Consider the following 24934-nt stretch of genomic DNA (forward strand, 5'->3'; position numbering starts at 1 on the left):
GGATGCCGGATCCCGCCGCGGCCGCCCCGGCCGGCGTTCCATCGGGGCGGCCACAGCGCCTGTCACGTCACTTGGTGAGCGTGCAGGCGGCCAGGGAGTCCAGGCCGGTCGGCTTGGTCGAGGTGCGACCGATCGCGATGGCGATGCGGTCGATCGTCGACTTCCGCTTGTCCGCCAGCGGGCCGAGGATCGCGTTGTTCACGAAGTTCGGTCCGCCCTGGCCCACCGTGTCGACCAGGCGCTTGTTGGCCTCGTCGATCTGGGTCTGCAGCAGGGTGAGGTTCCGGGTGACCTCGGCCTGGGCGGAGGCCGGGATCGCGGGGAGCTTCGAGGCGACGTCCGGGCAGGTGATGGTGCCCACGCCGGCGGCGCCGGTGCCGGCCTGTCCGCCCGCGTTGGTGTTCGCGGTCCCGCCGGCGTTGGCGTTGCCGCCGTTGTTGGCCTTGCCGCCCGCGTTCGCGTTGTTGCCCGCGTTGGCCTTGCCCGTGTTCGGGTTGCCCCCGCCGGCCGCGTTGAGGGCGCACGGCGCGAGCGAGTCCAGGCCGGTGGGCTTGGCCGCCGTACGGCCGATGGCCGTGGCGATGCGGTTGATCGTGGCGACGCGCTTGTCCTTGAGCGGGCCCAGGATGGCGTTGTTCACGAAGTTCGGTCCGCCCTGGCCCACCGTGTCGACCAGGCGCTTGTTGGCCTCGTCGATCTGGGTCTGCAGCAGGGTGAGGTTCCGGGTGACCTCGGCCTGGGCGGAGGCCGGGATCGCAGGGAGCTTCGAAGCGACGTCCGGGCAGGTGATGGTGCCCGGGGACGCGGCCAGGGTCCGGGCGTTGTTCCCGCTGCTGCTCTTGGAGGGGGTCCCGGCGAGGGCGGTACCGGCGATGACCGCTCCGGACAGCGCCACCGCGGCGGCGCCGCCGATGATCGCGACGCGACGCTTGTTGTACTTCGGAAGAGCCCTGGACATGCGGATGCCTCACTCGGGTCTGGAGTGACAGTTCTGTCACTGGTGTGTGACGGGTGTTTACAAACGCGGCGCCTGCGTTCGGCGAGAGGTACGGGAAAGCGGTTACGCATGTTCAAGTCAACTCGAGATTGCCGCGCGACGATCCCTTGAATTGACGAATCATGCAGCGCTCCGCATAATCATGCATGTCAGTGAGCGCCTGGACTGACCCCGACCGACCCCGAGGAGCAACCCAAGTGAGCAGCAACAGCGGTGACGTCCGGCTCTGGGGCGGCCGTTTCGCCGACGGTCCCTCCGAGGCCCTGGCGAAGCTGTCCGCGTCCGTCCACTTCGACTGGCGGCTGGCGCCGTACGACATCGCCGGTTCCCGTGCCCACGCGCGCGTGCTGCACAAGGCGGGGCTGCTCACGGACGACGAGCTGACCCGGATGATCGCCGGCCTCGACCAGCTGGAGGCCGACGTGGCCGACGGCTCGTTCGTGGGCACGGTGGCGGACGAGGACTGCCACACGGCGCTGGAGCGGGGTCTGCTGGAACGCGTCGGCCCCGAGCTCGGCGGCAAGCTGCGCGCGGGCCGCTCCCGCAACGACCAGGTCGCGACCCTCTTCCGTATGTACCTGCGGGACCACGCCCGCACGATCGGCGGTCTGATCGCCGACCTCCAGGACGCGCTGATCGGCCTCGCGGAGGCCCACCCGCACGTGGCGATGCCCGGCCGCACCCACCTCCAGCACGCCCAGCCGGTGCTGTTCGCCCATCACGTCCTGGCCCACGCCCAGTCCCTGTCCCGGGACGCAGAGCGGCTGCGCCAGTGGGACGAGCGCACCGCGGTCTCCCCGTACGGCTCGGGCGCCCTCGCGGGCAGCAGCCTCGGCCTCGACCCCGAGGCGGTGGCGAAGGACCTCGGCTTCGAGCACGGCAGCGTCGGCAACTCCATCGACGGCACGGCCTCCCGCGACTTCGTCGCCGAGTTCGCCTTCATCACCGCGATGATCGGCGTGAACATCTCCCGGATCGCCGAGGAGATCATCATCTGGAACACGAAGGAGTTCTCCTTCGTGACCCTGCACGACGCGTTCTCCACGGGCTCGTCGATCATGCCGCAGAAGAAGAACCCCGACATCGCCGAGCTGGCCCGCGGCAAGAGCGGCCGCCTGATCGGCAACCTGACGGGTCTGATGGCCACGCTCAAGGCGCTCCCGCTGGCCTACAACCGGGACCTCCAGGAGGACAAGGAGCCGGTCTTCGACTCCATCGACCAGCTGGAGGTCCTGCTCCCCGCCTTCACCGGCATGATGGCCACGCTCACCGTCCACCGCGAGCGCATGGAGGAACTGGCCCCGGCCGGCTTCTCCCTCGCCACCGACATCGCCGAGTGGCTGGTCAAGCAGGGCGTCCCGTTCCGCGTGGCGCACGAGGTGGCGGGCGAGTGCGTCAAGGCCGCCGAGGCCGAGGGCAAGGAACTGAACGACCTGACGGACGACCAGTTCGCCAAGATCTCCGCCCACCTCACCCCGGACGTGCGGTCCGTCCTGAACGTCCCGGGCGCCCTGGCCTCCCGCAACGGCAGGGGCGGCACGGCTCCCAGCGCGGTCGCCGTGCAGCTGGCGGAGGTGAAGGAGAACGTCGCCTCTCAGCACGCGTGGGCGGAACGCCGTTAGGGGTGCGGGGCTGTGACGGGCATCCCGAGTTACGTTGTCGGTATGCCCTTCGCCCGCCTCGCCACAGCCACCACACCCACCTGCCACATCGGCCTCGGCCTCGCCGCAGTCGGCCGCCCCGGTTACATCAACCTGGGCCGCGAGAACGACCTCGGAGAGCAGCGAACCGTAGAAGCCCTCCGCGCCCGCACCCACGAACTCCTCGACGCCGCCTACGCCCAGGGCGTCCGTTACTTCGACGCGGCCCGCTCCTACGGCCGCAGCGAGGAGTTCCTCGCGGACTGGCTCAACCACAACCCCGGCCGAAACGACGTGGTCATCGGCAGCAAATGGGGCTACACCTACACCGCCGACTGGACCACGGACGCCGAACAACACGAGGTCAAGGACCACGGCCTTGCGACCTACGAGCGCCAGCGCGCCGAGACCGCGGACCTCCTCGGCGACCACCTCGACCTCTACCAGATCCACTCGGTGACCCCGGACAGCCCGGCGCTCACCGACAAGGAACTCCACGCCAGGCTCGCCGAGGCCGCCGCCCAGGGCCTCACCGTCGGCTTCTCCACCAGCGGCCCGGCCCAGGCGGACGCGATCCGCGCCGCCCTCGCCGTGACGGTCGACGGCGAACCCCTCTTCCGTACGGTCCAGTCGACGTACAACGCCCTCGAGACCTCGGCCGCCCCCGCCCTCGCCGAGGCGCACGACGCCGGGCTCACGGTGATCGTCAAGGAGGGCATGGCCAACGGCCGCCTCGCGCAACCGCACGCACCGGACGCCCTCCAAGCGGTGGCCGCCGAGACGTCCCTCGGCTGTGACGCCGTCGCCCTCGCCCTGATCCTGCGCCAGCCGTGGGCCGGCGTCGTCCTCTCCGGTGCCGCGACCCTCGGCCAGCTCGCCTCCAACCTCCACGCGGCCGTCGTCGACCTCGACGAGGACCAGCTGACCCGCCTCGCCACCCTCGTCGAGGAGCCGCAGGCGTACTGGGCGAAGCGCGGCAGCCTCCCCTGGCACTGACGAAGAGACCGCTCTCGACAGAACCGCTCTCGACTCACACCTGTGAGTCACGCACGCATTGAATGAGACAAAGATGTCTCACGTGGGCTAGGCTTGTCTCATGACTGTCGACCGTGACCACGTCCTGCGCTCCGCCGCGGCCCTGCTGACCCGCAAGTCCACCGCGACGATGGACGAGGTCGCGAAGGCGGCTGGGATCAGCCGCGCCACCCTGCACCGCACCTTCGCGGGGCGCGACGCTCTCGTACGGGCGCTGGAGTCGCTCGGGATCGCCGAGTGCGAGGCGGCCCTGGACGAGGCCCGCATGGACGAGGGCCCGGCGGGCGACGCCGTACGGCGGATGGTCGTGGCGATCGAGCCGGCGGCCGCCCTGCTCGCCTTCCTCTACACCGAGAACCAGCTGTTCGAGCGGGAGGAGCAGAACGCCGGCTGGACCCGGATCGACGACCGCATCTCCGCGCTGTTCCGGCGCGGACAGGAAAGCGGCGCCTTCCGCATTGACCTCACCCCCGCCTGGCTCACCGAGGCGCTGTACGGCCTGCTGGCCTCCGGCGCCTGGGCCGTGATGGAGGGCCGGGTGGCCCGCAAGGACTTCACTTTCATGATCACCGAGCTGCTGCTCGGTGGCGCACTGCGGAGAGAGGAATCATGACCAGCACCCTGCAGCCGGCGACCACGACCGAGGCGGTGAAGCGCCCGGGCCGCTGGCTCGCGCTGTCCGTCCTCGTGCTCGCCGTGCTGTTGGTGGCCGTCGACGCGACCGTCCTCGGTCTCGCGACCCCGTACATCAGTGAGGACCTGAGGCCCACGGGCACCCAGCTCCTCTGGATCGGCGACGTCTACTCCTTCGTCATCGCCGGTCTGCTCGTCTCGATGGGCAGCCTCGGCGACCGCATCGGCCGCAAGCGGATCCTGCTCTGCGGCGCCACGGCGTTCGGCGCGATATCCGTCCTCAACGCCTATGCCACGACACCCGAGTTGCTCATCCTGGCCCGCGCCCTGCTCGGCGTCGCGGGCGCGACGCTCATGCCCGCGACCCTCGCCCTGATCCGCAACCTCTTCCACGACCCGCGCGAGCGCAGCCTCGCGATCGGCATCTGGGGCGCGACGGCCTCCGCGGGCACGGCGGTCGGCCCGATCGCCGGCGGTTTCCTGCTCGGACACTTCTGGTGGGGCTCGGTCTTCCTGATCAACCTGCCCGTGATGGCGGTCCTGGTCCTGGTGGGCATCCGCACCCTGCCGGAGTCGAAGAACCCCCGCCCGGGCCCCTGGGACCTGACCAGCGTCGCCCTGTCGCTGATCGGCGTGATCGGCGTCGTCTACGCGGTCAAGGAGGCGGCGACCCACGGCTTCACGTGGCCGACCCTCGCCGCGGGCGCCCTCGGCGCGGCGGCCCTGACCTGGTTCGTCCGGCGCCAGCTCACCCTCGCCACCCCGCTGCTGGACATGCGCCTGTTCCGCAACCGGGGCTTCAGCGCCGCGGTCCTGGCCGACCTGCTGACCATCCTCGGCATGTCGGGCCTGGTCTTCTTCCTCTCCCAGTACCTCCAACTGGTGCAGGGCAGGCGCCCGTTCGAGGCGGGCCTGGCCGAACTCCCCGCCGCGGTGGGCGCGGTGGCGGCGGGCCTGGTCGCGGGCCGGGCGGCTCGCCGCTTCTCGGTCCGCGCGGTGGTCTCTGGCGGCCTCGCGGCGGTGGGCCTGGCCCTGGCCGCCCTGACCCTGATCGCCGAGTCGACCGGCTACCCCCTGCTCGGCACGGCCCTGCTCGTCGTGGGCGTCGGCGCCGGCTTCTCCTTCACGGTCACGGCCGACGTCATCCTCTCCGCCGTACCGAAGGACCAGGCAGGCGCGGCCTCCGCGGTCTCGGAAACGGCCTACGAACTGGGCGCGGCCCTGGGCATCGCGATCCTGGGCACGATCGTGACGGGCGTGTACCGAGGCTTCCCGTCCCCGCCGGGCACACCTTCAGGGGCACACGAATCACTTGGGGGAGCGGTGGAAGCGGCGGCGGGCATGCCTGACGACACTGCTGAGCGACTGCTGTCTTCGGCGCGGGAGGCGTTCGTGCAAGGCCTGTCCCTCGCGGCTGGAGCAGGCGCGGCGGTCCTGATTGCCACGGCGATCGCAGCATGGTTCATGCTCCGAGGCCAACGGCTGGACAACGCCGCTTAGGGGCGCGGGGAACTGCGCGAACAACCCCCACACACCCGCACCCGACAACGAACCGTTAAGCGGCTTTCGCCTTGGTCGCATACATGTCCACGTACTCCTGCCCCGACAACCGCATGACCTCAGCCATCACGGAATCCGTCACGGCCCGCAGCACATACCGGTCCCGGTCCATCCCGTCGTACCGCGAGAACTCCATCGCCTCACCGAAACGAACGGTCACCTTCCCCGGCCGCGGCATACCCGCGCCCCCCGGCTGCAACTTGTCCGTGCCGATCATCGCGAAGGGAACGACGGGCGCACCGGTCATCAGGGTGAGGCGCGCGATACCCGTACGCCCGCGGTACAGCCGCCCGTCGGGGGACCGCGTGCCCTCCGGGTAGATCCCGAAGACCTTGCCCTCCTCCAGCACGCGCCGCCCGGTCATCAACGCGGCCACGCCGCCGCGACCGCCGTCGCGGTCCACCGGGATCATGCCGACCCCGGTGAAGAACCAGGCCATCAGCCGTCCCTTGAGGGTCTTGCCGGTGACGTACTCGTCCTTGCCGATGAAGAACACCTGCCGGTCGCAGACGAGCGGAAGGATCATCGAGTCGATGAACGTGAGGTGGTTGCCGGCCAGGATGACCGGGCCGTCGCCCGGGATGTGCTCCACGCCCTCCACCTGTGGGCGGAACATCAGGCGCATGATCGGTCCGAGCACTGCCTTGATGAGCGCGAAGCGGGACAACGGGCCCTCCGGTGTCAAGCGGTTCTTTATGAGTCTGTGCAGGTGAGGACGATACTCGCGGTCCCCGGCCTCGTGCACATCGGGGACACGGCGTTCACCGAGGTCTTACGCACTGTTGACGTCGGCTCACCTGCGGTGACACCGCGTTTCCGGCCCGTAACCGGCCCGGAACCGTGTGACGGAAGTCGCCCGGTTAGACGCGTCCTCCTTACGGCTTACGACATTCCGAGTCACCCGCCTGTTCCGGTTCAGGCCTCCCTCGCGTCATGTCGACCCACCTACCATCGCGCCGGACACAGACGACGGGCCGACGCCAGGGGAGGCGCTCATGGGAACGCAGGAGAACGAGCAGACAGGCGGCACCGGGCGGCGCGCGCTCCTCGGCGCGGCGGTGCTGGGCGCGGGCGGAGCCGTACTGGGCCTGTCCGGCACGGCGAGAGCGGCGGGCGCGGGGCGCACCGGCGGCGGATTGAAGAGCCTGCCCAAGCCGACGATCATCGGGCACCGCGGCGCCAGCGGCTACCGGCCCGAGCACACCTTCGGCTCCTACAACCTCGCCCTCGACCTGGGTGCCGACATCGTCGAGGCCGGCGACCTGGTGCCCACCAAGGACGGGCATCTGGTGTGCCGGCACGAGCCGGAGATCGGCGGGACGACGAACGTCGCCGACCACCCCGAGTTCGCCGACCGCAAGACCACCAAGGTCCTCGACGGCGTCTCCACCACCGGCTGGTTCACCGAGGACTTCACGCTCGCCGAGCTGAAGACGCTGCGCGCGATCGAGCGCATCCCGGCCAACCGCCCGCACAACACCCTCTACAACGGCCGCTGGGAGATCCCCACCTTCGAGGAAGTCCTGAAGTGGCAGGACGAGCAGACCCGCAAGCGCGGCAAGCAGGTCTGGATCTACCCCGAGACCAAGCACCCCACCTACTTCCGCAAGCTGGGCCTTGGCCTGGAGGAACGGGTCGCCAAGCTGCTGCACAAGTACGGCAAGGACAAGCGGAACTCGCCGGTCATCCTGCAGTCCTTCGAGCCGAGCAGCATCCAGCGGCTGAACACGCTGGTCGACAACCCGCTGGTCGTCCTGCTCTCGGCGGCGGGCACCCGCCCCTGGGACTTCGTCGAGGCCGGTGACCCGCGCACCGTCGCCGACCTGATCACCCCCAAGGGGCTCAGGGAGATCGCGGGCTACGCGCAGGGCCTCGGCCCGACCCTCGACCTGATCATCACCAAGAAGGCGGACGGCAGCCTCGACAAGCCGACCACCCTGGTCTCCGACGCGCACAAGGTCGGCCTGATCCTGCACCCCTACACGATGCGCAACGAGAACCCGTTCCTGCCCGCCGAGTTCCGCAAGGGCACGGCCGCCGACGGCTACGGCGACCCCTTCGGCGCCTTCAAGGCCTACTTCGCCACCGGCATCGACGGCGTCTTCACCGACAACGCCGACACGGGCGTGCTGGCCCGCGCCGACTTCGTCAACGGATGAGCGTCCGGCCCCGGTTGGGGTGAACAGCCGGCCGCCCGGGCAACCCACCGCCCGGGCGGCCGCGTCGTGCCGCATATGACGCACGATCTCGTCGCCACCCTGCGCCCCCTGCTCACCGCCGAGGCCTCGGCGGAGGCGCATGCCTCCGGTACGGAACCCGCCGACCTGGAACAGGCGGTCTGGCTCCGCCTGCTGGAGCGCCTCGACTCCGCCGGGCCGCCCCGCGACCCGCACGGCTGGCTGCGCCGGGCCGTCCGATCCGAGGTGCGCCGCAGCCGCCGCACGAACCGTCGCGAAAGACCGTACGCCGATGATCCCGTGGACGACACCGGCCGTGACCCCGAGCACCTCGCCCTCGCCGCCGCCCGCGGGCGGGCCCTGCGGGACGCGGTCCGCCGCCTTCCCGGGCGCTGTCCGCGTCTGCTGGAGGCGCTGCTCTCGCCGAAAGACCTGACATACCGGGAAATCGCGGGGGAGTTGGGTATCTCACAAGGAAGTCTCGGCCCGGAACGCTCCAGATGTCTGGGATGTCTTCGCCGTTTGCTCACATCGGAGGTTGCGGCCCGCTGAGCGCGGGGATAGGAGTGAGGGACAACGTGGCGATCAGGTGAGCGGGAGGCGTGCGCACATGGGCATGAGCGTGACCATCTCGGTGGCGACCGAGCAGGACGTGGAGCAGATCTTCAGGCTGCAGTACCTGTGCTTCCAGAGCGAGGCGGCGCTGTACGGCAACTACCGCATCGACCCGCTCGTCCAGAGTCTGGACTCGGTCCGCCAGGAGGTGGCCTCCGACTGCGTCTTCGTCGCGCGCCTCGGCGAGGAGGTGGTCGGCTCGGTGCGCGGCCACGTCACCGAGGACGGCTCCGCCTCCATCGGCAAGCTCTGCGTCCACCCCCGTCTGCAGGGCCACGGCATCGGCGCGCGGCTGCTGCGCGCCGCCGAGACGGCCCTGGTGGAGGAGCGCGGCGCCAAGCGGTTCCGGCTGCACACCGGTCACCGCAGCGAGGGCAACCTCCGCCTGTACCGCCGCGTCGGCTACGAGACGGTCGGTACCTCCCAGGGTGCCGACGGCGTACCGATGATCGTCCTGGAGAAGCCGGCCGAGGCCTACGTCACTACGGCGTGACGGCGCGGTTCCTGCGCAGCCAGTACAGCGCCGAGATCGGCAGCAGCACCGGGATGAAGACGTACCCCATGCCGTAGTCCGACCACACCGTCGCGTCCGGGAAGGCCGACTTGTCGACCAGCGTCCAGGTGCCGACGATCAGCACGCCCGCGAGTTCGGCGGCGCAGCAGATCTGCGCCGCCTTGCGGGCCGTCTCCCCGCCGCGCACCAGCGTGTACGTGATGAAGCCGTAGACGACGCCGGCGACGGCGGACAGCGAGTAGGCGAGCGGGGCCCGGTCGAACTCGGTCGCGATCTGGTAGACGGAGCGCGAGACCGCACCGACGACCATCACGCCGTAGAACCAGACGAGCAGCATGCCCGGCCCGCTGATCAACCGTGTCCTGGTCGGCTTCTCCTCCGTCACGGCCACCTCAGCCTCCCCAGATGTCATAGAGCCGCACCTCGAGCACGGCCAGCACCACACCGCCGGCGGCCACCGTCACCGAACCCCAGCGGGTGCGCTCCGCGAGCGACATGAAGCCCGCCGCCGGAACGCACGCGAAGGCGCCCAGCAGATACGCCACGAAAATCGTCGTCCCCTGCTCCGGCTTCTCGCCGCGCGCCAGCAGCACGATCCCGACCACCAGCTGCACCACGGCCAGCAGCGACACCACGGCCATGCCGATGAAGTGCCAGTCCTTGGTCGGCTGGTCCCGATAGGCGGCCCAGCCGCACCAGGCGGCGAGCAGCAGCGCGGCGACCCCGGTCACCAGGGTCAGGACGGTGAGCATGTCGTGACCTTATTACGGCGGAAATGGTCCGTCGCCGCCGACCCCTGTCCAGCACTGTCCGCCATGTGGACAACGCGTTCTTGGTCGCTCCCATACCTCTGCTTTACTGATCGCATGACCACGACGAGCTGCCGCACCCATGCGACCGAGGCGACCATGACGCCCGGTGCTCGTTGTATGTGTCGAATGTGCGCCTTCTAGAGGGCCCCCGCACCACCTCGAGTCTCGCGCCCCGAAGCGAGCCGCCGCGGCATGTCCCCGCGTCCTGAGCGACGCGTGTGACCGACCCGCCCCGCGCACGACTTTCCTCCCGTACCCGGGCACACCCACGCCCGCGTACTCGACAGTGACGGAAAACCCCAGTGATCACGACTTCAGGCCTGACCAAGGTCTACCGCTCACGCGGCCGTGAGGTCACCGCCCTGGACGGCGTCGACCTGAATGTCCGCGAAGGCGAGGTGTACGGCGTCATCGGCCAGTCAGGCGCCGGCAAGTCCTCCCTCATCCGCTGCGTCAACCTGCTGGAACGCCCGACCTCCGGCACGGTCACCGTCGCCGGTCAGGACCTCACCGCCCTCGCGGGACGCGGTCCCCGGGCCGGCAAGGAGCTGCGGCGGGCGCGCAGCCGTATCGGCATGGTCTTCCAGCACTTCAACCTGCTCTCCTCGCGCACCGTCCAGGGCAACGTCGAACTGCCCCTGGAGATCCTCGGCACCTCCGGCCGGGAGCGCTCGCGCAAGGCGCTGGAACTGCTGGACCTCGTCGGCCTCGCCGACAAGGCGAGCGCCTACCCCGCCCAGCTGTCCGGCGGCCAGAAGCAGCGCGTCGGCATCGCCCGCGCCCTGGCCGGCGACCCCAAGGTGCTGCTGTCCGACGAGGCCACCAGCGCCCTCGACCCGGAGACCACCCGCTCCATCCTTCAGCTCCTGCGCGACCTCAACCGGCAGCTCGGCCTCACCGTCCTGCTCATCACCCACGAGATGGACGTCGTGAAGTCGGTCTGCGACTCGGCCGCGCTGATGGAGAACGGCCGCATCGTCGAGTCCGGCACGGTCGGCGAACTGCTCGCCACCCCCGGCTCCGAACTGGCCTCCGCGCTCTTCCCGGTCGGCGGCGACGCCACCGGCGAGGACGGCACGGTCGTCGACGTCACCTTCCAGGGCGAGGCCGCCACGCGGCCCGTCATCTCCCAGCTCTCGCGCACCTACAACATCGACATATCGATCCTCGGCGCCGCCATCGACACCGTCGGCGGCCTCCAGGTCGGCCGGATGCGCATCGAACTGCCCGGCCGCTACGAGGACAACGTCGTACCGATCGGCTTCCTGCGCGAACAGGGCCTGCAGATCGACATCGTGGGCGCGCCCCAGCTGGTGAAGGAAGGTGCCAAGTGACCTGGTCCGAGATGCAGCCCCTGCTGTCCCAGGCGTGTTGGGACACCCTCTACATGGTCGGCTGGTCCACCCTGATCGCCGTCGTCGGCGGGCTTCCGCTCGGCATCCTGCTCGTCCTCACCGACCGGGGCGGACTGCTGCAGAACGTCCTCGCCAACAAGGTCATCGGGCAGGTCGTGAACATCGCCCGCTCGATGCCGTTCATCATCCTCATGGTCGCGCTGATGACCTTCACCCGCTGGATCACCGGCACGACCATCGGCCGCGAGGCCGCCATCGTGCCTCTGGCCATCGGTGCCATCCCGTTCTTCGCCCGCCTGGTCGAGACGGCTGTCCGCGAAGTGGACGGCGGGCTCGTCGAGGCCGTGCAGTCGATGGGCGGCGACACCTGGACGATCGTCCGCAAGGTCCTCGTACCGGAGGCCCTGCCCTCGCTGATCGCCAGCACCACCACCACCACCATCGTCGCCCTCATCGGCTACTCCGCCATGGCCGGCACGGTCGGCGCCGGCGGACTCGGCGACATCGCCATCCGCTACGGCTACCAGCGCTTCGAGACCGAGCTGATGGGGATCACCGTGGCGATCCTCGCCGTGGTCATCTCCGTCATCCAGTTCGCCGGCGACTTCGCGGCCCGCTCGCTGCACTCCCGGGGCGGACGCTCCGGACCCGCGCCGAAGCTGCGGCTGCTGAAGGCCGAGGAGCCGGGCGCGGCCGACGTCGGCAAGGTCGCGTAGGCGCCGCCGGCGCCCCTCTCAGACTCCCCGCACCACCGACCGCGGGGTCGCTGCACCCAAAAGGAAAGGCACTTTTCGTGCGTAACACCGCAAAGCTCAGCACCGCCGTCCTCGCCGCCGGAGCCCTCACCTTCGGGCTCACCGCCTGCGGCTCGGGCTCCGGACTCGGCATCGAGCTCCTCCGACTACAGCGGACCGCTGGTCGTCGCCGCGAGCCCCACCCCGCACGCCGAGATCCTGAACTACGTGAAGGACAACCTGGCGAAGAAGGCCGGACTGGACCTGGAGGTCAAGGAGTTCCAGGACTACATCGTCCCGAACACCGCCACCGAGGACGGCTCCGTCGACGCCAACTACTTCCAGAACCAGCCCTACCTCGACGACTTCAACACCAAGCGCGGCACCCACATCGTGCCCGTCGTCACGGTGCACCTGGAGCCGCTCGGCCTCTACTCCCACAAGGTCAAGAAGGCCGACGCCCTCAAGAGCGGCGCGACGATCGCCGTCCCGAACGACGCGGTGAACGAGGCCCGCGCCCTCAAGCTGCTCGCCGCGAACGGCCTCATCACGCTCAAGGACGGCGCCGGCAACGAGGCGACCCCGCAGGACATCGCCAAGAACCCCAAGAACCTGAAGTTCAAGGAAGTCGAGGCGGCCCAGACCGCGCGCTCCCTGGACGACGTGGACGCCGCCGTCGTCAACGGCAACTACGCCATCTCCGCGGGCATCAAGCCCGCCAAGGACGCGCTCGTCCTGGAGTCCGCGAAGAACAGCCCGTACGGCAACTTCCTCGCGGTGAAGAAGGGCAACGAGAAGGACCCGCGGGTGAAGAAGCTCGCCACGCTGCTCACCTCGCCCGAGGTGAAGAAGTTCATCGAGGACAAGTACCAGGGCTCGGTCATCCCGTCCTTCTGAGCCGGGGCGTTCTCTGCCGACGGCACGTATACGGCGTATCGGCACGCACGGGGTCCACTCGCTTACTTGCAGTGGACCCCGTGGTGCGGTTCCGGGGGGCCATGCTGCATGCTGGGCAGTTCAGCAGGCCCTGAACATTTTCCAGCGGTTACGGAGCGGCGCATGGCGAGCACCTTCCCCAACATCTCCATCAGCACGGAGCGGTTGGTGCTGCGTCCATTCGACGAGGACGACACGTCCGCGCTGGTCGAGATGATGAACGACGAGCAGGTCGTCGCCTGGACCTCCGCCCCGAACCCCTACACCGAGGCCGACGCCCGCCGCTGGGCCACCCAACTCGCCCCGGCCGAACGGACCGAGGGCCGTGGCATCGTCTTCGCGGTGACGGAGTTCCTCACCCAACGCCTCGTCGGCATTGTGCACCTCCAGAACACGGACTGGCGCGTCCGCTCCACCGAGATCGCCTACGTCATCGCCCCCTGGGCCCGTGGCGAGGGCTACGCCTCGGAAGCCGCGCTCGTCACCGCCCAGTGGCTCTTCCAGGACCAGAAGTTCGAGCGCCTGGAGCTGCGCACCGCCGCCGACAACACCGCCTCCCAGCAGGTGGCCCAGAAGATCGGCTGCATCAGCGAGGGCATCCTGCGCAACGCCTGGATAGCCCGTGCCAGGACCGGCGACGGCGAGTGGGCCGACGTACGCACCGACGTCATCGTCTGGAGCCTCCTGCCGGAGGACCTCGCCGGAGTCAGTGAACAACTGGCCGACACCGGTGGTTTCACCTCCTTCACCGACTGGAACTGAACCCTGAGGGCTCCGAGAGGTACCCTCACGGAGCCCGACCTGCGTAAATCCCCTGGAGACCGACGACTATGGCCGACCGCGTCACGGTGATCGGGTGGGACGGATCGCCGCTGACCGCCGCGGCACGCTCCGCCCTGGGCGCCGCGACCCTGGTGGCCGGTGCCGCCCACCATCTGGCGCTGCCCGAGGTACCGCCCCACGCCGAGCGCATCCGGCTCGGCAGCGTCGCCCTCGCCGCCCGCCGCGTCGCCCGCCACCGCGGCACCGCGGTCGTCATCGCGGACGGCGACCCCGGCTTCTTCGGCGTCGTACGGACCCTGCGCGCGCCCGAGTTCGGCCTCGAGGTCGAGGTCGTCCCCGCCGTCTCCTCCGTCGCCGCCGCCTTCGCCCGCGCCGGCATGCCCTGGGACGACGCACAAGTGGTCGTCGCCCACCGCCGCACCCTGCGACGCGCGGTGAACGTGTGCCGCGCCCACACCAAGGTCGCCGTCCTCACCTCACCCGGCGCCGGTCCCGCCGAACTCGGCCTGCTGATGGAGGGCGTGCACCGCACCTTCGTCATCTGCGAGGAACTCGGCACCGAACGCGAACAGGTCACCGTCGTCACCTCCGACAAGGCCGCCGACCACACCTGGCGCGACCCGAACGTCGTCATTGTCGTCGGCGGCACGGCCGGCGCCGCGGACGGCGGTGGCTGGATCGCCGGCCGCGACCCCGCCGCGGGCCCCCGCGGCTGGACGCTGCCCGCCGAGGCCTACGGCGGTCTCATGGGCGAGGGCGAACTGGAACCGCTGCGCGCCGCCCAACTCGCCCGGCTCGGCCCGCGCGTCGGCGACCTGGTGTGGGACATCGGCTGCGGCAGCGGTGCGTTCGCCACCGAGGCCGCCCGCGCCGGGGCCGCCGTCATCGCCGTCGACCACGACCCGCGCGCCTGCGAACGGACCGATGCCAACGCGCGCGCCTTCGGACTCCAGGTCCAGGTCGTGCAGGGCACCGCCCCGCACGTACTGGAGAACCTCCCCGAGCCCGACGTCGTGCGCGTCGGCGGCGGGGGAGCGGCCGTGGTCTCCGCGGTCGCCGACCGACGGCCGCAGCGCATCGTCACCCACGCCGCCACCCGCGACGAGGCCGAACTCATCGGCCGGGACCTCACCGAGCACGGCTACCGGGTCGAGTGCGCCCTGCTGCAGTCCGTCGAACTCGACACCAGGGCCTGGACGGAGACGGAGCGGAGCGTCGCTTTCCTGCTCAGCGGCGCGCTCCCGGAGCGCACCCCGTGATTCCGCTGCCGTCCCAGTGATCCTGTTTTCTTCCCTCCCGGTGATCCGGTCGTCGTACCGCTCGCGGTAGGCTGACCGACCGTTGTACCGCACCGGGTGGCCCGGCGTTTCATTCGCCAATGTCCGGAAAACGCGCCCCTTTTGGGGTGGGTGTGGTACGCCGAAACCGGAGGACGCGCAACGTGGCGCAGTCCACAGCGGACCGTCGCGGATCAAGCTGTCGCGACGGGGGGACGACCGGGACAATGCCACTGAATGGCTTTGTCGCCTTTTACGGGCGGGTCGTTCGTGCCGCTGGGCACGCACGCTCGTTCTTCACTGCGGGGGCGGTCGGTGCGCCGTTCCCGGTGGCTGGACCGAGAAGCACTAACCGATGGGCGAGGGGTACGCATGACCGACACCGGCCAGGTCCCGGGCGAGGGGCTGCCGGAGAACGCAGGCATGGTGGAACAGCCGGGCGTTCCCGCGCACGGTGCGTACACCTACCTCTCCGAGACCACCGCCGAGGACGAAGACCTGTTGCTGCTGCCGGGCGCGCAGAGCCCCTGGGGCAACGAGGTCGCCCCGCCCGCGCCCGAGCCGGTCGTCGAGACCGTGCACGAGCCGGGCCCGCACGAGACGGCTGGCCGCGACAGCGGCTCGGTCGACCTCGGCGGCGTCCGCCTGCCCGACCCGGCCCCGGCGCCCGCGGCCCCGTCCGTGCCGATCCCGCCGATCACCCCGCGCCGCCCGCTGCACCTCGGCCCGCCCACCCCCGACGCGTCCGCCAGCCCGGTGCGCTCCCTCGCCGACCGCGGCCCCGCGGGCGCCCCGGTCCGCCACCCCGGTCCGCCGACGGTCGGCCCCGAATACCTCGACGCACCCCCGCAGGGCGCGGCCCCCTGGGGCGCTCCGCCCCAGCCCTCGGTGGCCCCCGGGGCACCGGCTGCGGAAACGGTTGTTCCGTCCCCTGGCCACCCTGCCGAGCCCCTGGGCGCCGCCCAGGCGGTGATGGCCCGCATCACGACCGAGGCCACTGCCGTCCAGGGACAGGAGACCGGGTACGCCGCACAGGGCGAGTTCGCCCAGGCCCCGGCCGGAGCCGAGAACACGCAGGCCGCGGCGGAGGGGCACGGCGCGGAAATCGGCCGTCCGGAGCCTGCTGCCACGCAGGACGACGCCGTCGATCACGGTGTCGAGAGCGGTCCGCACGACCACAGCGGCCCGAGCGGACTGAGCCCGCAGGCCGGCGAACTCGGCCTTGGCGCGCAGCCTGAGCAGGGCGCTGTGCTTGGTCATGGTGCGGAGCCCGGGCAGGCCGGTGTGCTCGGTCACGGTGCGGAGCCTGGACCGGGCGATGTGCTTGGTGATGGTGCGGAGCCCGACCAGGACGGTGTGTTGGGCCAAGGTGTGGAGCCCGGGCAGGGTGGTGTGCTCAGTCACGCTGCGGAGCCCGGAAACGAGGATGCGCCGGGCCATGGCGCGGAGGCCGGTCAGGTCGCTGAGCCTGGTCATGGCGTCGAGTCCGGGCACGGCGCCGCGCCTGGTGACGCCGCCCCGTCGGCGCTGAGCGCCGCGCTCGCCCATGGTGTGCCCTCCGGGCAGGACGGGGAGGTCGCGTTCGGCGGGTCCGCCGTGGCATCCGCAGACCCAGACGCTGCCGCTGCCGCGCCCGGCTCGGAGGGTTCCGCAGACGCCGGGCTCGTGACGGCCGGCGCCGCGGAAGCCGGGAACCCGGTCGCGGGCGCTGTGCCCACCCCGCAAGTCGTCGCCGGACAGGCCGATACGACCGCTTCGGTTCCGGAGGCGGAGACGGCTCCCCTCGCCGAAGGCGACCCGCACGGCGGGCCGGCCGACGAGGCCGCGCCTGCTGCGTCGCAGACCGTGGCGGCCACCGGAGTTGAGGCAGGCCCGGACGCCGGTCAGCTCCCGGAGGCCCTGCCGCTTCCGGCAACCGAGCCGGTCGAGGAGGCCCAGCTCGCGGCGCCCGAAAGCGAGCTGGTGAGTGGCGTCGGCGCACCCGAGCCCGGCGATGTGTCCGACGCGGTCGAGGCCATCCAGGCGCCGGAGGTCATGGCGCCGGACGCCGGCCAGGCCGCGGACTCCGCCGACCTCGCCCCCGCCCGGTCAGCCGACACGACCGTACCGGCGCAGGGCCCCGACACCGCCGCCGTAACCCCCGAAGTTCCGGAGAGCACCCCGTTCCCGGCGGCTCCCCACACGTCTCACCCGGCGGACGGTTCTCCGGCGCCGGCCGAGGACACGGTTTCTACGGATGTCCCCGCGCAGCCCCAGCACGCGGACAGACAGCCCGCCCCGGGCGCAGAGCCGATCACGCCGGCCGACCTCCAGGTCGTAGCGGCCGCGAGCCCGATTCCGGACCCCGTATTGAACGCCCCGGAGCACCACGCTTCCATCGCGGTGAACCCGGCGGACCCGGCGAACGCGCCCCAGCCCGTAGCCGTCACAGACGCCGTGGACTCCGCCGTAACGGCCACCGAGGAGCAGCCCGGCCCCACGGCGGAGCCCCTCGCGGCCACCCCCGCAGAGCAGCTCCCGGCCGCTGCCGTTCCCACCCCACCCTCCGGCATCCCGGTGGAGCCCCAAGCCGGCCAGTCCCTCGGGCAGTTCGTCCCTGTGGAGGGCTCGGTCCCGACCACGCCCCACCTCGCGCCGACCCCGCCCCACGCGCTCACCCTCCCCCCGGAGGACGCGCCGGAGGCGGTCGCGCCGGTCCCCGCCCCGCGCGAGGCCGATCCCGAACTCGTACAGCACGCGGACGACCTGGACACCCGGGCCGCCGACCAGGAAGAGAGCACGGCCCCAGTGGAAGAAGTCCGCCAGTCCACCGGCCCGGCCGCGCCCGCCTACGACGACGCCGAGCGCGAGGCCGTGCTGAAGGTGATGCGCGAGCGCCGCGACATCCGCAACGGCTTCCGTGACGACCCCATCCCGCACGAGGTGCTGCTCCGTGTCCTGGAGGCCGCGCACACAGCCCCGTCCGTGGGCCACTCCCAGCCCTGGGACTTCGTCGTCATCCGCTCCGCCGACACCCGGCGCAGCATGCACGAACTGGCCATGCGCCAGCGGGACGCGTACGCGAAGTCGCTCCCCAAGGGGCGGGCGAAGCAGTTCAAGGAACTGAAGATCGAGGCCATCCTCGACACCCCGGTGAACATCGTCGTCACCGCCGACCCGACCCGCGGCGGCCGGCACACCCTCGGCCGGCACACCCAGCCGCAGATGGCGCCGTACTCCGCCGCGCTCGCCGTCGAGAACCTCTGGCTCGCCGCCCGCGCCGAAGGCCTCGGCGTCGGCTGGGTCAGCTTCTTCGACGAGCGGGAGATGGTCCGCGCGCTGGGACTGCCCGAGCATCTGGAGGTCATCGCCTACCTGTGCGTCGGCTACGTCGACGAATTCCCCGACGAGCCCGAACTGATGCAGGCCGGCTGGTCCAAGCGCCGTCCGCTGTCCTGGGTCGTGCACGAGGAGACGTACGGCCGCCGTGCCCTGCCCGGTGAGGAGCCGCACGACCTGCTCTCCGAGACCGTCGCCCAGATCCGCCCGCTGGACGCCAAGGCGCTCGGCGAGGCCTGGGAGCGGCAGAAGCGGATGACCAAGCCGGCCGGCGCGCTCGGCATGCTGGAGATCATCTCCGCCCAGTTGTCCGGGCTGTCTCGCCAGTGCCCGCCGCCCATCCCGGAGCCCGCGGCCGTCGCGATCTTCGCCGGCGACCACGGCGTGCACGCCCAGGGCGTGACCCCCTGGCCGCAGGAGGTCACCGCCCAGATGGTGGCCAACTTCCTCGGCGGCGGAGCGGTCTGCAACGCCTTCGCGGGTCAGGTCGGCGCCGAGGTGTGCGTCGTGGACGTCGGTGTCGCCGCCGATCTTCCCGCGACCCCGGGGCTGCTGCCCCGCAAGGTCCGCGCCGGAACGTCCGACATGACCACCGGTCCCGCCATGACCCGCGAGGAGGCCAAGCAGGCCATCGAGGTCGGCATCGAGACGGCCCGTGACCTGGTGGCGGCCGGCAACAAGGCGCTGCTGACCGGCGAGATGGGCATCGCGAACACCACCGCGTCCGCCGCGCTCATCTCGGTGTTCACGGACACCGACCCCGCCGAGGTCACCGGCCGCGGCACCGGCATCAACGACGAGACGCTCGCCCGCAAGACCGAGGTCGTGCGGCGCGCCATCGAACTCCACCAGCCGGACCCGGCCGACCCCATCGGCGTGCTCGCCGCGATCGGCGGCTTCGAACACGCGGCGATGGTGGGCCTGTTGCTCGGCGGAGCCTCCCTGCGCACGCCGGTCATCCTGGACGGCGTCAGCGCCGGCGCCGCCGCCCTGGTGGCCCGCGCCATCGCCCCCGAGGTCCTCGCGGCCTGCATCGCCGGTCACCGCAGTGCCGAGCCCGGCCATGTGGCGGCCCTCAACAAGCTGGGCCTGCGTCCCCTGGTCGACCTCGACCTCCGGCTCGGCGAGGGCACGGGCGCCCTGCTGGCCCTGCCGCTGGTGCAGAGCACGGCCCGGGCCATGCACGAGGTGGCGACGTTCGACTCCGCGGGCGTCACCGAGAAGTAGCCCCCGTACCGGGGTGGGGTACGCGCTCCTGCGCGCGTCCCACCCCGGCCGTACGCTGAACCCCATCACCGAAATCCGCACGTCAGGGCTGCTCCAGCGCCGTAGCGCCCATCGCATTGCCAGCAGGACGAGGAGCCGCACCTCATGGCCGAACACCCCGCCTACCCCGTAGGTCTCCGCCTCTTGGGCCGCAAAGTGGTCGTGCTCGGTGGCGGCCAAGTCGCCCAGCGCCGCCTGCCGGCCCTGATCGCGGCCGGCGCGGACGTCCTGCTCGTCTCCCCGGAGGCCACTCCTTCCGTCGAGGCGATGGCGGCCGCGGGGGAGATCACCTGGGCGAAGCGCCCGTACCAGGACGGGGACCTCGCCGACGCCTGGTACGCCCTCATCGCCACCGGCGACCGCGAGGCGAACACCCAGGCCTCCGCCGAGGCCGAACGCCACCGGGTGTGGTGCGTGCGCTCCGACGACGCCGAGGCCGCGACGGCCTGGACGCCGGCCACCGGCCACAGCGAGGGCGTCACCGTCGCCGTCCTGACCACGGACACGCACAGCCCCGACCCGCGCCGCACCGCCGCCATCCGCGACGCGGTCGTGGAGGGGCTGCGCGACGGCACCCTCGTCGCCCCGCACCACCGCGGCCGCACACCCGGCGTCGCCCTCGTGGGCGGCGGACCGGGCGACCCGGACCTCATCACCGTCCGCGGCCGCCGGCTGCTTGCCGAGGCCGACGTCGTCATCGCCGACCATCTCGGCCCGCGCGACCTGCTGGCCGAACTGCCGCCGCACGTCGAGGTGATCGACGCGGCGAAGCTGCCCTACGGCCGCTTCATGGCCCAGGAGGCCATCAACAACGCGCTGATCGAGCACGCCAAGCAGGGCAGGTCGGTCGTCCGGCTCAAGGGCGGCGACCCCTTCGTCTTCGGCCGCGGCATGGAGGAGATCCAGGCGCTCGCCGAGGCCGGCATCCCCTGCACGGTCGTCCCCGGCATTTCCAGCTCGATCTCGGTGCCGGGCGCGGCCGGCATCTCGGTCACCCACCGCGGGCTCGCGCAGGCGTTCACCGTGGTCAGCGGGCATGTCGCCCCCGACGACGAGCGGTCGCTGATCGACTGGCCGGCGCTGGCGAAGGTGTCCGGCACGCTGGTGGTCCTCATGGGCGTCGACAAGATCGGGAAGATCGCCGAGAGCCTGGTCGCCCACGGCAAGGACCCGGCGACGCCGGTCGCCCTGGTCCAGGAGGGCACCACGGCCGCCCAGCGCCGGGTGGACGCGACCCTCGCGACGGTCGCGGAGGCGGTCCATACGCACGAGGTGAAGGCGCCGTCGGTCATCGTCATCGGCGAGGTCGTGGGAGTGGGCCCGCGAGCGGTCGAGTAACCCCGGGTAACACAACCCGTTCCGAGCCGTTGGCACCACACCCAGGACAAGGCAGTATCACCCTGTGGCCGATCTCATCACCGTCGAGGATCCCGACGACCCCCGCCTGCGCGACTACACGGGCCTGACCGACGTGGAACTGCGCCGCAAACGAGAACCGGCCGAGGGCCTGTTCATCGCCGAGGGCGAGAAGGTCATCAGACGCGCCAAGGACGCCGGGTACGAGATGCGCTCGATGCTGCTGTCCGCCAAGTGGGTCGACGTGATGCGGGACGTCATCGACGAGCTCCCGGCACCGGTGTACGCGGTCAGCCCCGAGCTCGCCGAGCAGGTCACCGGCTACCACGTGCACCGCGGCGCACTCGCCTCCATGCAGCGCAAGCCCCTGCCCACGGCCGCCGAACTCCTGCAGACCACCCGCCGGGTCGTCGTCATGGAGTCGGTCAACGACCACACCAACATCGGTGCGATCTTCCGCTCGGCCGCGGCCCTCGGCATGGACGCGGTCCTGCTCTCCCCGGACTGCGCCGACCCCCTCTACCGCCGCAGCGTCAAGGTCTCCATGGGCGCCGTCTTCTCCGTGCCCTACGCCCGCCTCGACACCTGGCCCAAGGGCCTGGAGTCGGTCCGCGAGGCCGGCTTCACCCTCCTCGCGCTCACCCCGGACGAGAAGGCGAGGTCCCTCGACGAGGCAGCCCCGCACAAGATGGACCGCGTCGCCCTGATGCTCGGCGCCGAGGGGGACGGCCTCTCTACCCAGGCCCTGGTCGCCGCCGACGAATGGGTCCGCATCCCGATGTCCCACGGCGTCGACTCCCTGAACGTCGGCGCGGCGGCCGCGGTCGCCTTCTACGCGGTGGCCACCGGCCGCCCCCAGGGCTGATGGCGCAGCGCGAGGCGATCGTCGCGGTCCTGCGCCGCGGCGACCGCGTCCTGGCGATATGCCGCGCCGCGTCGGTCGCCCGCCCCGGCTACTGGCAGCCCCTGAGCGGCAAGGTCGAACCGGGGGAGACCCAGCGGGAGGCCGTCGTCCGGGAGATCCGGGAGGAGGTCGGCCTCACCGCCGTACCCCTCGCCAAGGTCTGGGAGTCCGACACCGACGACGGCGTGTTCCGCCTCCACTGGTGGACGGCAGACGCACCCACCGGCGAGGTGGTCCCCGACCCGGCCGAGGTCGCCGACTTCCGCTGGGTCACCCCGGAGGAGTTCCTGACCCTGACCCCCGTCTTCGAGGGCGACCTGGAGTTCTTCGAGCGCATCCTGCCGGGGCTGTGACGCCTGGCTCTGCCGTCACCAACGTGCCCGGACAGCGCACCTATGCGCGCCCCGGCTCCCCGGCCTGACGCTGCTGCTCCTGTACGACACCCCGGCCGCCGCCGCCCAGCCCGTGCGCCGGCCCCTGGCAGCCCTGTGCCGCGGCGATGCCGAGCGCGACCAGCAGGGTCACGACGACGAAGACGAACAGCCGCTGCCGCAGCAGCCGCGGATTGGCCGGACGCCGGCCCGTCCCCGTGGTCCTGGGCGCCGGACGCCCCGTACCACTGCGCGGTGCGGGCCGGTTCCCGCTGCCGGAGCGGGTGCCGCCCCGCGAGGCCGGCGTGGGCCGCGCGCCGGAGCGCGGAGAGCCACCCCGCGAGGAAGGCGCCGCACCGTTCCGTGCCGCACCGCCCGGGCCGGAGACGCCGGAGTCCCGCGATGCGCTGCCCGGACCCGCGGGACCGGAACCCCGCGAGGGATCACCGCCCCGCACCGGAGCCGAACCCCGGGACGAGGACGAAGTACCCCTCGGCGGTGGCGTCCCCTGCGGGCGTCGCTGCTGGTCGGGATAGGTGTCGGCGAGCCGCCCGGTGGGCCGGTCCGCCTCCGCGGCACGCGGCGAGGGCGGCCGTACCTCACCGAGCCCCTGCGCCTCGCGCGCGGCGATCTCCTTCAGACGCAGCGACAACTGCAGCGTGCTGGGCCGCTCCTCCGGGTCCTTCGCCAGACAGGCCCGCACCAGCGGAGCAAGGGCGTCCGGTACGCCGTGCAGCTGCGGCTCCTCGTGCACCACCCGGTACAGCATCACCTCGGAACTGCCGTGTCCGAAGGGCGAGTCGGCCATGGCGGCGTACGCCAGGGTCGCGCCCAGGGAGAAGACGTCCGTGGCCGGCGTGACCGTGGCCCCGCGCACCTGCTCGGGCGCGAGGAAGCCCGGCGAGCCGACGGCCGTGCCGACATGGGTGAGCGTCGACGCCCCGGTCGCCCAGGCGATGCCGAAGTCGATGATCCGCGGTCCCTTGGGGGACAGCAGGATGTTGGACGGCTTGAGATCCCGGTGCACCACGCCGGCCTCGTGCACCGCGACCAGCCCCTCCGACAGGGCGGCCCCGATGGCGGCGACCTCGGCCGCGCTCAGCGAACCCTCGTCGGCGACCTTGTCGTGCAGCGAGGGCCCGGGCACGTACTGGGTGGCGAACCAGGGCCGGTCGGCCTCCAGATCGGCGGCGACCAACCGGGCCGTGCACCCGCCCCGGATCCGCCGCGCGGCCGAGACCTCACGCGCGAACCGCGAGCGGAACTCCTGATCCTCCGCCAGATCCGGCCGGATGACCTTCAGTGCGACCCGCTGCCCCTTCTTGTCGGAGCCCAGGTACACAACGCCCATCCCACCCGCGCCGAGCCGTCTGTGAAGCCTGAACGAGCCGACGACGCGCGGGTCCTCGCGCCTCAGGCGCATCATCGCCATGTTCATCCCCGCTGCCCGGTCCGTGTGACGTGGCACAGCTTACGTTTCCACGGCCGCCCGCGCGCAGAGGCCGCGCCCTCTCGTCCCGATCGATTGTCAGTGCCGGGTGGGAGACTTGAAGGGTGGTCAGGGGGCCCGGAAGCAACCGCACTTCACACCCACCGGACTCCCAACCACCCATCACAGAAGGGGGATTGAACCCGTGAAGGGTGATCGCGTGGAGATAGTGGTGGACGCGGGGGACACGACCCGCACCTACGAGGTGGTGGCGAGCAGAGCGGGCCGCAGGGTGGAGACGGCGGTACGGCGCGGTGTCGTGGAAGTGAGCGAAGTCACCCGCAACGGCTCCGTGGTCCGTACGGCCCGTTTCATGGCCAACCGGGTCCTGGCCCTGGTGGAGCAGCCGGTACCCAGGGAGGACAGCTCGGAAAAGCCGGTACACAGCGGGCGTCCCCTCGGGGAAGACCCTGAGACCTAGGTCCCCGTCTCCACCCAGGGGAGTACTCACCACCGCACGGCTCATCCTCCGGGAGGCCCGGCAATCGGTACGAGGGCATGACGTGCGAAGAGCGCCGGAAGCCTAGATTTGAGGTCAAGCGGCGGGTGCAGCACTCGTCCCCCGAGGTCAGACACCCGCCGCTGCCAACGACAACTGAGACGGTCAGGAGAGGGACCATGGCTCTGACGGCACCGCGGACACAGTTCCGCAGGCTGGAGCGCACGACGCTCCGCCCGCGTCGCACGGGCCGGCGCCACCCCTTGGTGGCGACGATCATGGTCCTCCCCCTGGCGGCCCTGCTCTTCTTCGTCTTCGACGGCTGGGAGACAGTGGCCACACAGGCGTCGTCCGTGGGCGTGATGCTGGGGCGCTGAGCGGCGACCCCAGGCCCGGAAGAGCGGTCCGGGCGGGGACATCCACCCATGAAACCCCGTGGGGACGGGGGTGCGGCGGACGGCAAAAATGCCGGCGCAGCTGGGGAGCTGCGCCGGCATTGCTTTGCCCGAAGTCCGGTACATCTCTGAGGACCGTTACGTGTCTTCAGCCCGTTACGTGTCTTCAGCCCGTCCGGCGTTTGAGGACGAGGCCCGAAGGGCCGATCGGGGTCCGGGGCGAAGCCCCGATGGGGTCCAGGGGCGCAGCCCCGGCGGGGGTCCAGGGGGCGGAGCCCCCTGAGAGCGGGGTCGAAGGGGCGGCAGCCCCTGGAGGATGGGACGGGTA

General features: G+C 71.4%; 22 protein-coding genes and 1 pseudogene. 18 read left to right on the forward strand and 5 right to left on the reverse strand.

All coding sequences use genetic code 11. The features are described 5' to 3' along the window. Positions 1 to 67: 67 nt before the first annotated feature. Entirely contained in the window at positions 68 to 958 is an 891-nt protein-coding gene (locus tag ABZZ74_RS13665) for a hypothetical protein (RefSeq protein ID WP_356764345.1), read from the reverse strand. A 236-nt stretch (positions 959 to 1194) separates the two neighbouring features. On the opposite strand from ABZZ74_RS13665, the gene argH reads away from it, so the two are divergent. From argH to ABZZ74_RS13685, 4 genes are all read left to right on the forward strand, one after another. Beyond that, entirely contained in the window at positions 1195 to 2619 is a 1425-nt protein-coding gene (gene argH, locus ABZZ74_RS13670; RefSeq protein ID WP_356764347.1) for an argininosuccinate lyase, read from the forward strand. A 42-nt stretch (positions 2620 to 2661) separates the two neighbouring features. Beyond that, positions 2662 to 3633 carry an aldo/keto reductase gene (locus tag ABZZ74_RS13675; protein WP_356764349.1) on the forward strand — a complete coding sequence of 324 codons (972 nt, stop codon included), beginning with the start codon at positions 2662 to 2664 and terminating at the stop codon, positions 3631 to 3633. Between the two features lie 100 nt (positions 3634 to 3733). Further along, positions 3734 to 4285 (forward strand): helix-turn-helix domain-containing protein, encoded by a 552-nt coding sequence (locus ABZZ74_RS13680; RefSeq protein WP_356764351.1) that lies wholly within the window; start codon positions 3734 to 3736, stop codon positions 4283 to 4285. After that, positions 4282 to 5805 carry an MFS transporter gene (locus ABZZ74_RS13685; protein WP_356764353.1) on the forward strand — a complete coding sequence of 508 codons (1524 nt, stop codon included), beginning with the start codon at positions 4282 to 4284 and terminating at the stop codon, positions 5803 to 5805. The genes ABZZ74_RS13680 and ABZZ74_RS13685 overlap by 4 nt, the downstream gene beginning before the upstream one ends. Positions 5806 to 5860: 55 nt before the next feature. Here the strand turns inward: ABZZ74_RS13685 and ABZZ74_RS13690 are convergent, their stop codons facing one another. Continuing rightward, the gene (locus tag ABZZ74_RS13690) at positions 5861 to 6532 is read right to left on the reverse strand and encodes a lysophospholipid acyltransferase family protein (protein ID WP_133045042.1); all 672 of its coding nucleotides are present in this window, start codon (positions 6530 to 6532) and stop codon (positions 5861 to 5863) included. Positions 6533 to 6860: 328 nt separating this feature from the next. Between ABZZ74_RS13690 and ABZZ74_RS13695 the strand changes: the two genes are divergently transcribed. The 3 genes from ABZZ74_RS13695 (at position 6861) to ABZZ74_RS13705 (ending at position 9150) form a co-directional block, all read left to right on the forward strand. Then, positions 6861 to 8024 carry a glycerophosphodiester phosphodiesterase gene (locus ABZZ74_RS13695; RefSeq protein WP_356764355.1) on the forward strand — a complete coding sequence of 388 codons (1164 nt, stop codon included), beginning with the start codon at positions 6861 to 6863 and terminating at the stop codon, positions 8022 to 8024. Between the two features lie 75 nt (positions 8025 to 8099). Beyond that, a complete protein-coding gene (locus ABZZ74_RS13700) occupies positions 8100 to 8594 on the forward strand; it encodes a sigma-70 family RNA polymerase sigma factor (protein ID WP_356764357.1) in 495 nt (164 codons plus the stop codon). 58 nt (positions 8595 to 8652) lie between these two features. Further along, positions 8653 to 9150 (forward strand): GNAT family N-acetyltransferase, encoded by a 498-nt coding sequence (locus ABZZ74_RS13705; protein ID WP_356764359.1) that lies wholly within the window; start codon positions 8653 to 8655, stop codon positions 9148 to 9150. On the opposite strand, the gene ABZZ74_RS13710 is transcribed toward ABZZ74_RS13705, so the two are convergent. Together ABZZ74_RS13710 and ABZZ74_RS13715 are read right to left on the reverse strand one after the other, a co-directional pair. Beyond that, positions 9140 to 9583, reverse strand: coding sequence for a hypothetical protein (locus tag ABZZ74_RS13710; protein ID WP_356764361.1), 444 nt, complete (start codon positions 9581 to 9583; stop codon positions 9140 to 9142). The two genes, ABZZ74_RS13705 and ABZZ74_RS13710, sit on opposite strands and share 11 nt — an antisense overlap. Next, complete coding sequence (locus ABZZ74_RS13715; RefSeq protein WP_133044934.1) at positions 9564 to 9923, reverse strand: hypothetical protein; 360 nt, start codon at positions 9921 to 9923, stop codon at positions 9564 to 9566. The genes ABZZ74_RS13710 and ABZZ74_RS13715 overlap by 20 nt, the downstream gene beginning before the upstream one ends. Before the next feature lie 362 nt (positions 9924 to 10285). Here ABZZ74_RS13715 and ABZZ74_RS13720 point away from each other — a divergent pair, with 362 nt between their 5' ends. The 9 genes and pseudogenes from ABZZ74_RS13720 to ABZZ74_RS13760 all read left to right on the forward strand — a co-directional run bounded on the left by ABZZ74_RS13720 (position 10286) and on the right by ABZZ74_RS13760 (position 22265). Then, positions 10286 to 11317 (forward strand): ATP-binding cassette domain-containing protein, encoded by a 1032-nt coding sequence (locus ABZZ74_RS13720; RefSeq protein WP_356764363.1) that lies wholly within the window; start codon positions 10286 to 10288, stop codon positions 11315 to 11317. After that, positions 11314 to 12054, forward strand: coding sequence for a methionine ABC transporter permease (locus ABZZ74_RS13725; RefSeq protein WP_356764365.1), 741 nt, complete (start codon positions 11314 to 11316; stop codon positions 12052 to 12054). Before ABZZ74_RS13720 ends, ABZZ74_RS13725 begins: the two co-directional genes overlap by 4 nt. Before the next feature lie 77 nt (positions 12055 to 12131). Further along, positions 12132 to 12969 (forward strand): annotated as a pseudogene (locus ABZZ74_RS13730) (MetQ/NlpA family ABC transporter substrate-binding protein). A 162-nt stretch (positions 12970 to 13131) separates the two neighbouring features. Further along, a complete protein-coding gene (locus ABZZ74_RS13735) occupies positions 13132 to 13770 on the forward strand; it encodes a GNAT family N-acetyltransferase (protein WP_356764367.1) in 639 nt (212 codons plus the stop codon). 68 nt (positions 13771 to 13838) lie between these two features. Further along, positions 13839 to 15050, forward strand: coding sequence for a precorrin-6y C5,15-methyltransferase (decarboxylating) subunit CbiE (cbiE, locus tag ABZZ74_RS13740; RefSeq protein WP_356764369.1), 1212 nt, complete (start codon positions 13839 to 13841; stop codon positions 15048 to 15050). 390 nt (positions 15051 to 15440) lie between these two features. Further along, complete coding sequence (cobT, locus tag ABZZ74_RS13745) at positions 15441 to 19613, forward strand: nicotinate-nucleotide--dimethylbenzimidazole phosphoribosyltransferase (protein ID WP_356764371.1); 4173 nt, start codon at positions 15441 to 15443, stop codon at positions 19611 to 19613. 144 nt (positions 19614 to 19757) lie between these two features. Further along, complete coding sequence (gene cobA / locus ABZZ74_RS13750) at positions 19758 to 20990, forward strand: uroporphyrinogen-III C-methyltransferase (protein WP_356764373.1); 1233 nt, start codon at positions 19758 to 19760, stop codon at positions 20988 to 20990. Between the two features lie 64 nt (positions 20991 to 21054). Continuing rightward, the gene (locus ABZZ74_RS13755; RefSeq protein ID WP_240863337.1) at positions 21055 to 21873 is read left to right on the forward strand and encodes an RNA methyltransferase; all 819 of its coding nucleotides are present in this window, start codon (positions 21055 to 21057) and stop codon (positions 21871 to 21873) included. After that, positions 21873 to 22265, forward strand: coding sequence for an NUDIX domain-containing protein (locus ABZZ74_RS13760; RefSeq protein WP_133044925.1), 393 nt, complete (start codon positions 21873 to 21875; stop codon positions 22263 to 22265). The genes ABZZ74_RS13755 and ABZZ74_RS13760 overlap by 1 nt, the downstream gene beginning before the upstream one ends. A 40-nt stretch (positions 22266 to 22305) precedes the next feature. Here the strand turns inward: ABZZ74_RS13760 and ABZZ74_RS13765 are convergent, their stop codons facing one another. After that, positions 22306 to 23721: a protein kinase gene (locus tag ABZZ74_RS13765; protein ID WP_356764514.1), complete on the reverse strand. Its 1416-nt coding sequence runs from the start codon at positions 23719 to 23721 to the stop codon at positions 22306 to 22308. 196 nt (positions 23722 to 23917) lie between these two features. Here ABZZ74_RS13765 and ABZZ74_RS13770 point away from each other — a divergent pair, with 196 nt between their 5' ends. Both ABZZ74_RS13770 and ABZZ74_RS13775 read left to right on the forward strand, forming a co-directional pair. After that, on the forward strand, positions 23918 to 24193 hold the full coding sequence (locus tag ABZZ74_RS13770) for a hypothetical protein (protein ID WP_133044924.1): 276 nt from the start codon (positions 23918 to 23920) through the stop codon (positions 24191 to 24193). A 197-nt stretch (positions 24194 to 24390) separates the two neighbouring features. Continuing rightward, positions 24391 to 24588, forward strand: coding sequence for a hypothetical protein (locus ABZZ74_RS13775; protein ID WP_356764376.1), 198 nt, complete (start codon positions 24391 to 24393; stop codon positions 24586 to 24588). The last annotated feature ends 346 nt before the right edge of the window (positions 24589 to 24934 follow it).

Source organism: Streptomyces sp. NPDC006476 (assembly GCF_040612015.1).
Taxonomy (GTDB): domain Bacteria; phylum Actinomycetota; class Actinomycetes; order Streptomycetales; family Streptomycetaceae; genus Streptomyces; species Streptomyces griseorubiginosus_B.

Bases quoted from the DNA above. Each gene is read 5' to 3' on its own strand.
- ABZZ74_RS13665 (WP_356764345.1), bottom strand. From the start codon at position 958: ATGTCCAGGGCTCTTCCGAAGTACAACAAGCGTCGCGTCGCGATCATC.
- ABZZ74_RS13675 (WP_356764349.1), top strand. From the start codon at position 2,662: ATGCCCTTCGCCCGCCTCGCCACAGCCACCACACCCACCTGCCACATC.
- ABZZ74_RS13680 (WP_356764351.1), top strand. From the start codon at position 3,734: ATGACTGTCGACCGTGACCACGTCCTGCGCTCCGCCGCGGCCCTGCTG.
- ABZZ74_RS13685 (WP_356764353.1), top strand. From the start codon at position 4,282: ATGACCAGCACCCTGCAGCCGGCGACCACGACCGAGGCGGTGAAGCGC.
- ABZZ74_RS13695 (WP_356764355.1), top strand. From the start codon at position 6,861: ATGGGAACGCAGGAGAACGAGCAGACAGGCGGCACCGGGCGGCGCGCG.
- ABZZ74_RS13700 (WP_356764357.1), top strand. From the start codon at position 8,100: ATGACGCACGATCTCGTCGCCACCCTGCGCCCCCTGCTCACCGCCGAG.
- ABZZ74_RS13705 (WP_356764359.1), top strand. From the start codon at position 8,653: ATGGGCATGAGCGTGACCATCTCGGTGGCGACCGAGCAGGACGTGGAG.
- ABZZ74_RS13710 (WP_356764361.1), bottom strand. From the start codon at position 9,583: ATGACATCTGGGGAGGCTGAGGTGGCCGTGACGGAGGAGAAGCCGACC.
- ABZZ74_RS13715 (WP_133044934.1), bottom strand. From the start codon at position 9,923: ATGCTCACCGTCCTGACCCTGGTGACCGGGGTCGCCGCGCTGCTGCTC.
- ABZZ74_RS13735 (WP_356764367.1), top strand. From the start codon at position 13,132: ATGGCGAGCACCTTCCCCAACATCTCCATCAGCACGGAGCGGTTGGTG.
- cbiE (WP_356764369.1), top strand. From the start codon at position 13,839: ATGGCCGACCGCGTCACGGTGATCGGGTGGGACGGATCGCCGCTGACC.
- cobT (WP_356764371.1), top strand. From the start codon at position 15,441: ATGACCGACACCGGCCAGGTCCCGGGCGAGGGGCTGCCGGAGAACGCA.
- cobA (WP_356764373.1), top strand. From the start codon at position 19,758: ATGGCCGAACACCCCGCCTACCCCGTAGGTCTCCGCCTCTTGGGCCGC.
- ABZZ74_RS13760 (WP_133044925.1), top strand. From the start codon at position 21,873: ATGGCGCAGCGCGAGGCGATCGTCGCGGTCCTGCGCCGCGGCGACCGC.
- ABZZ74_RS13765 (WP_356764514.1), bottom strand. From the start codon at position 23,721: ATGAACATGGCGATGATGCGCCTGAGGCGCGAGGACCCGCGCGTCGTC.
- ABZZ74_RS13775 (WP_356764376.1), top strand. From the start codon at position 24,391: ATGGCTCTGACGGCACCGCGGACACAGTTCCGCAGGCTGGAGCGCACG.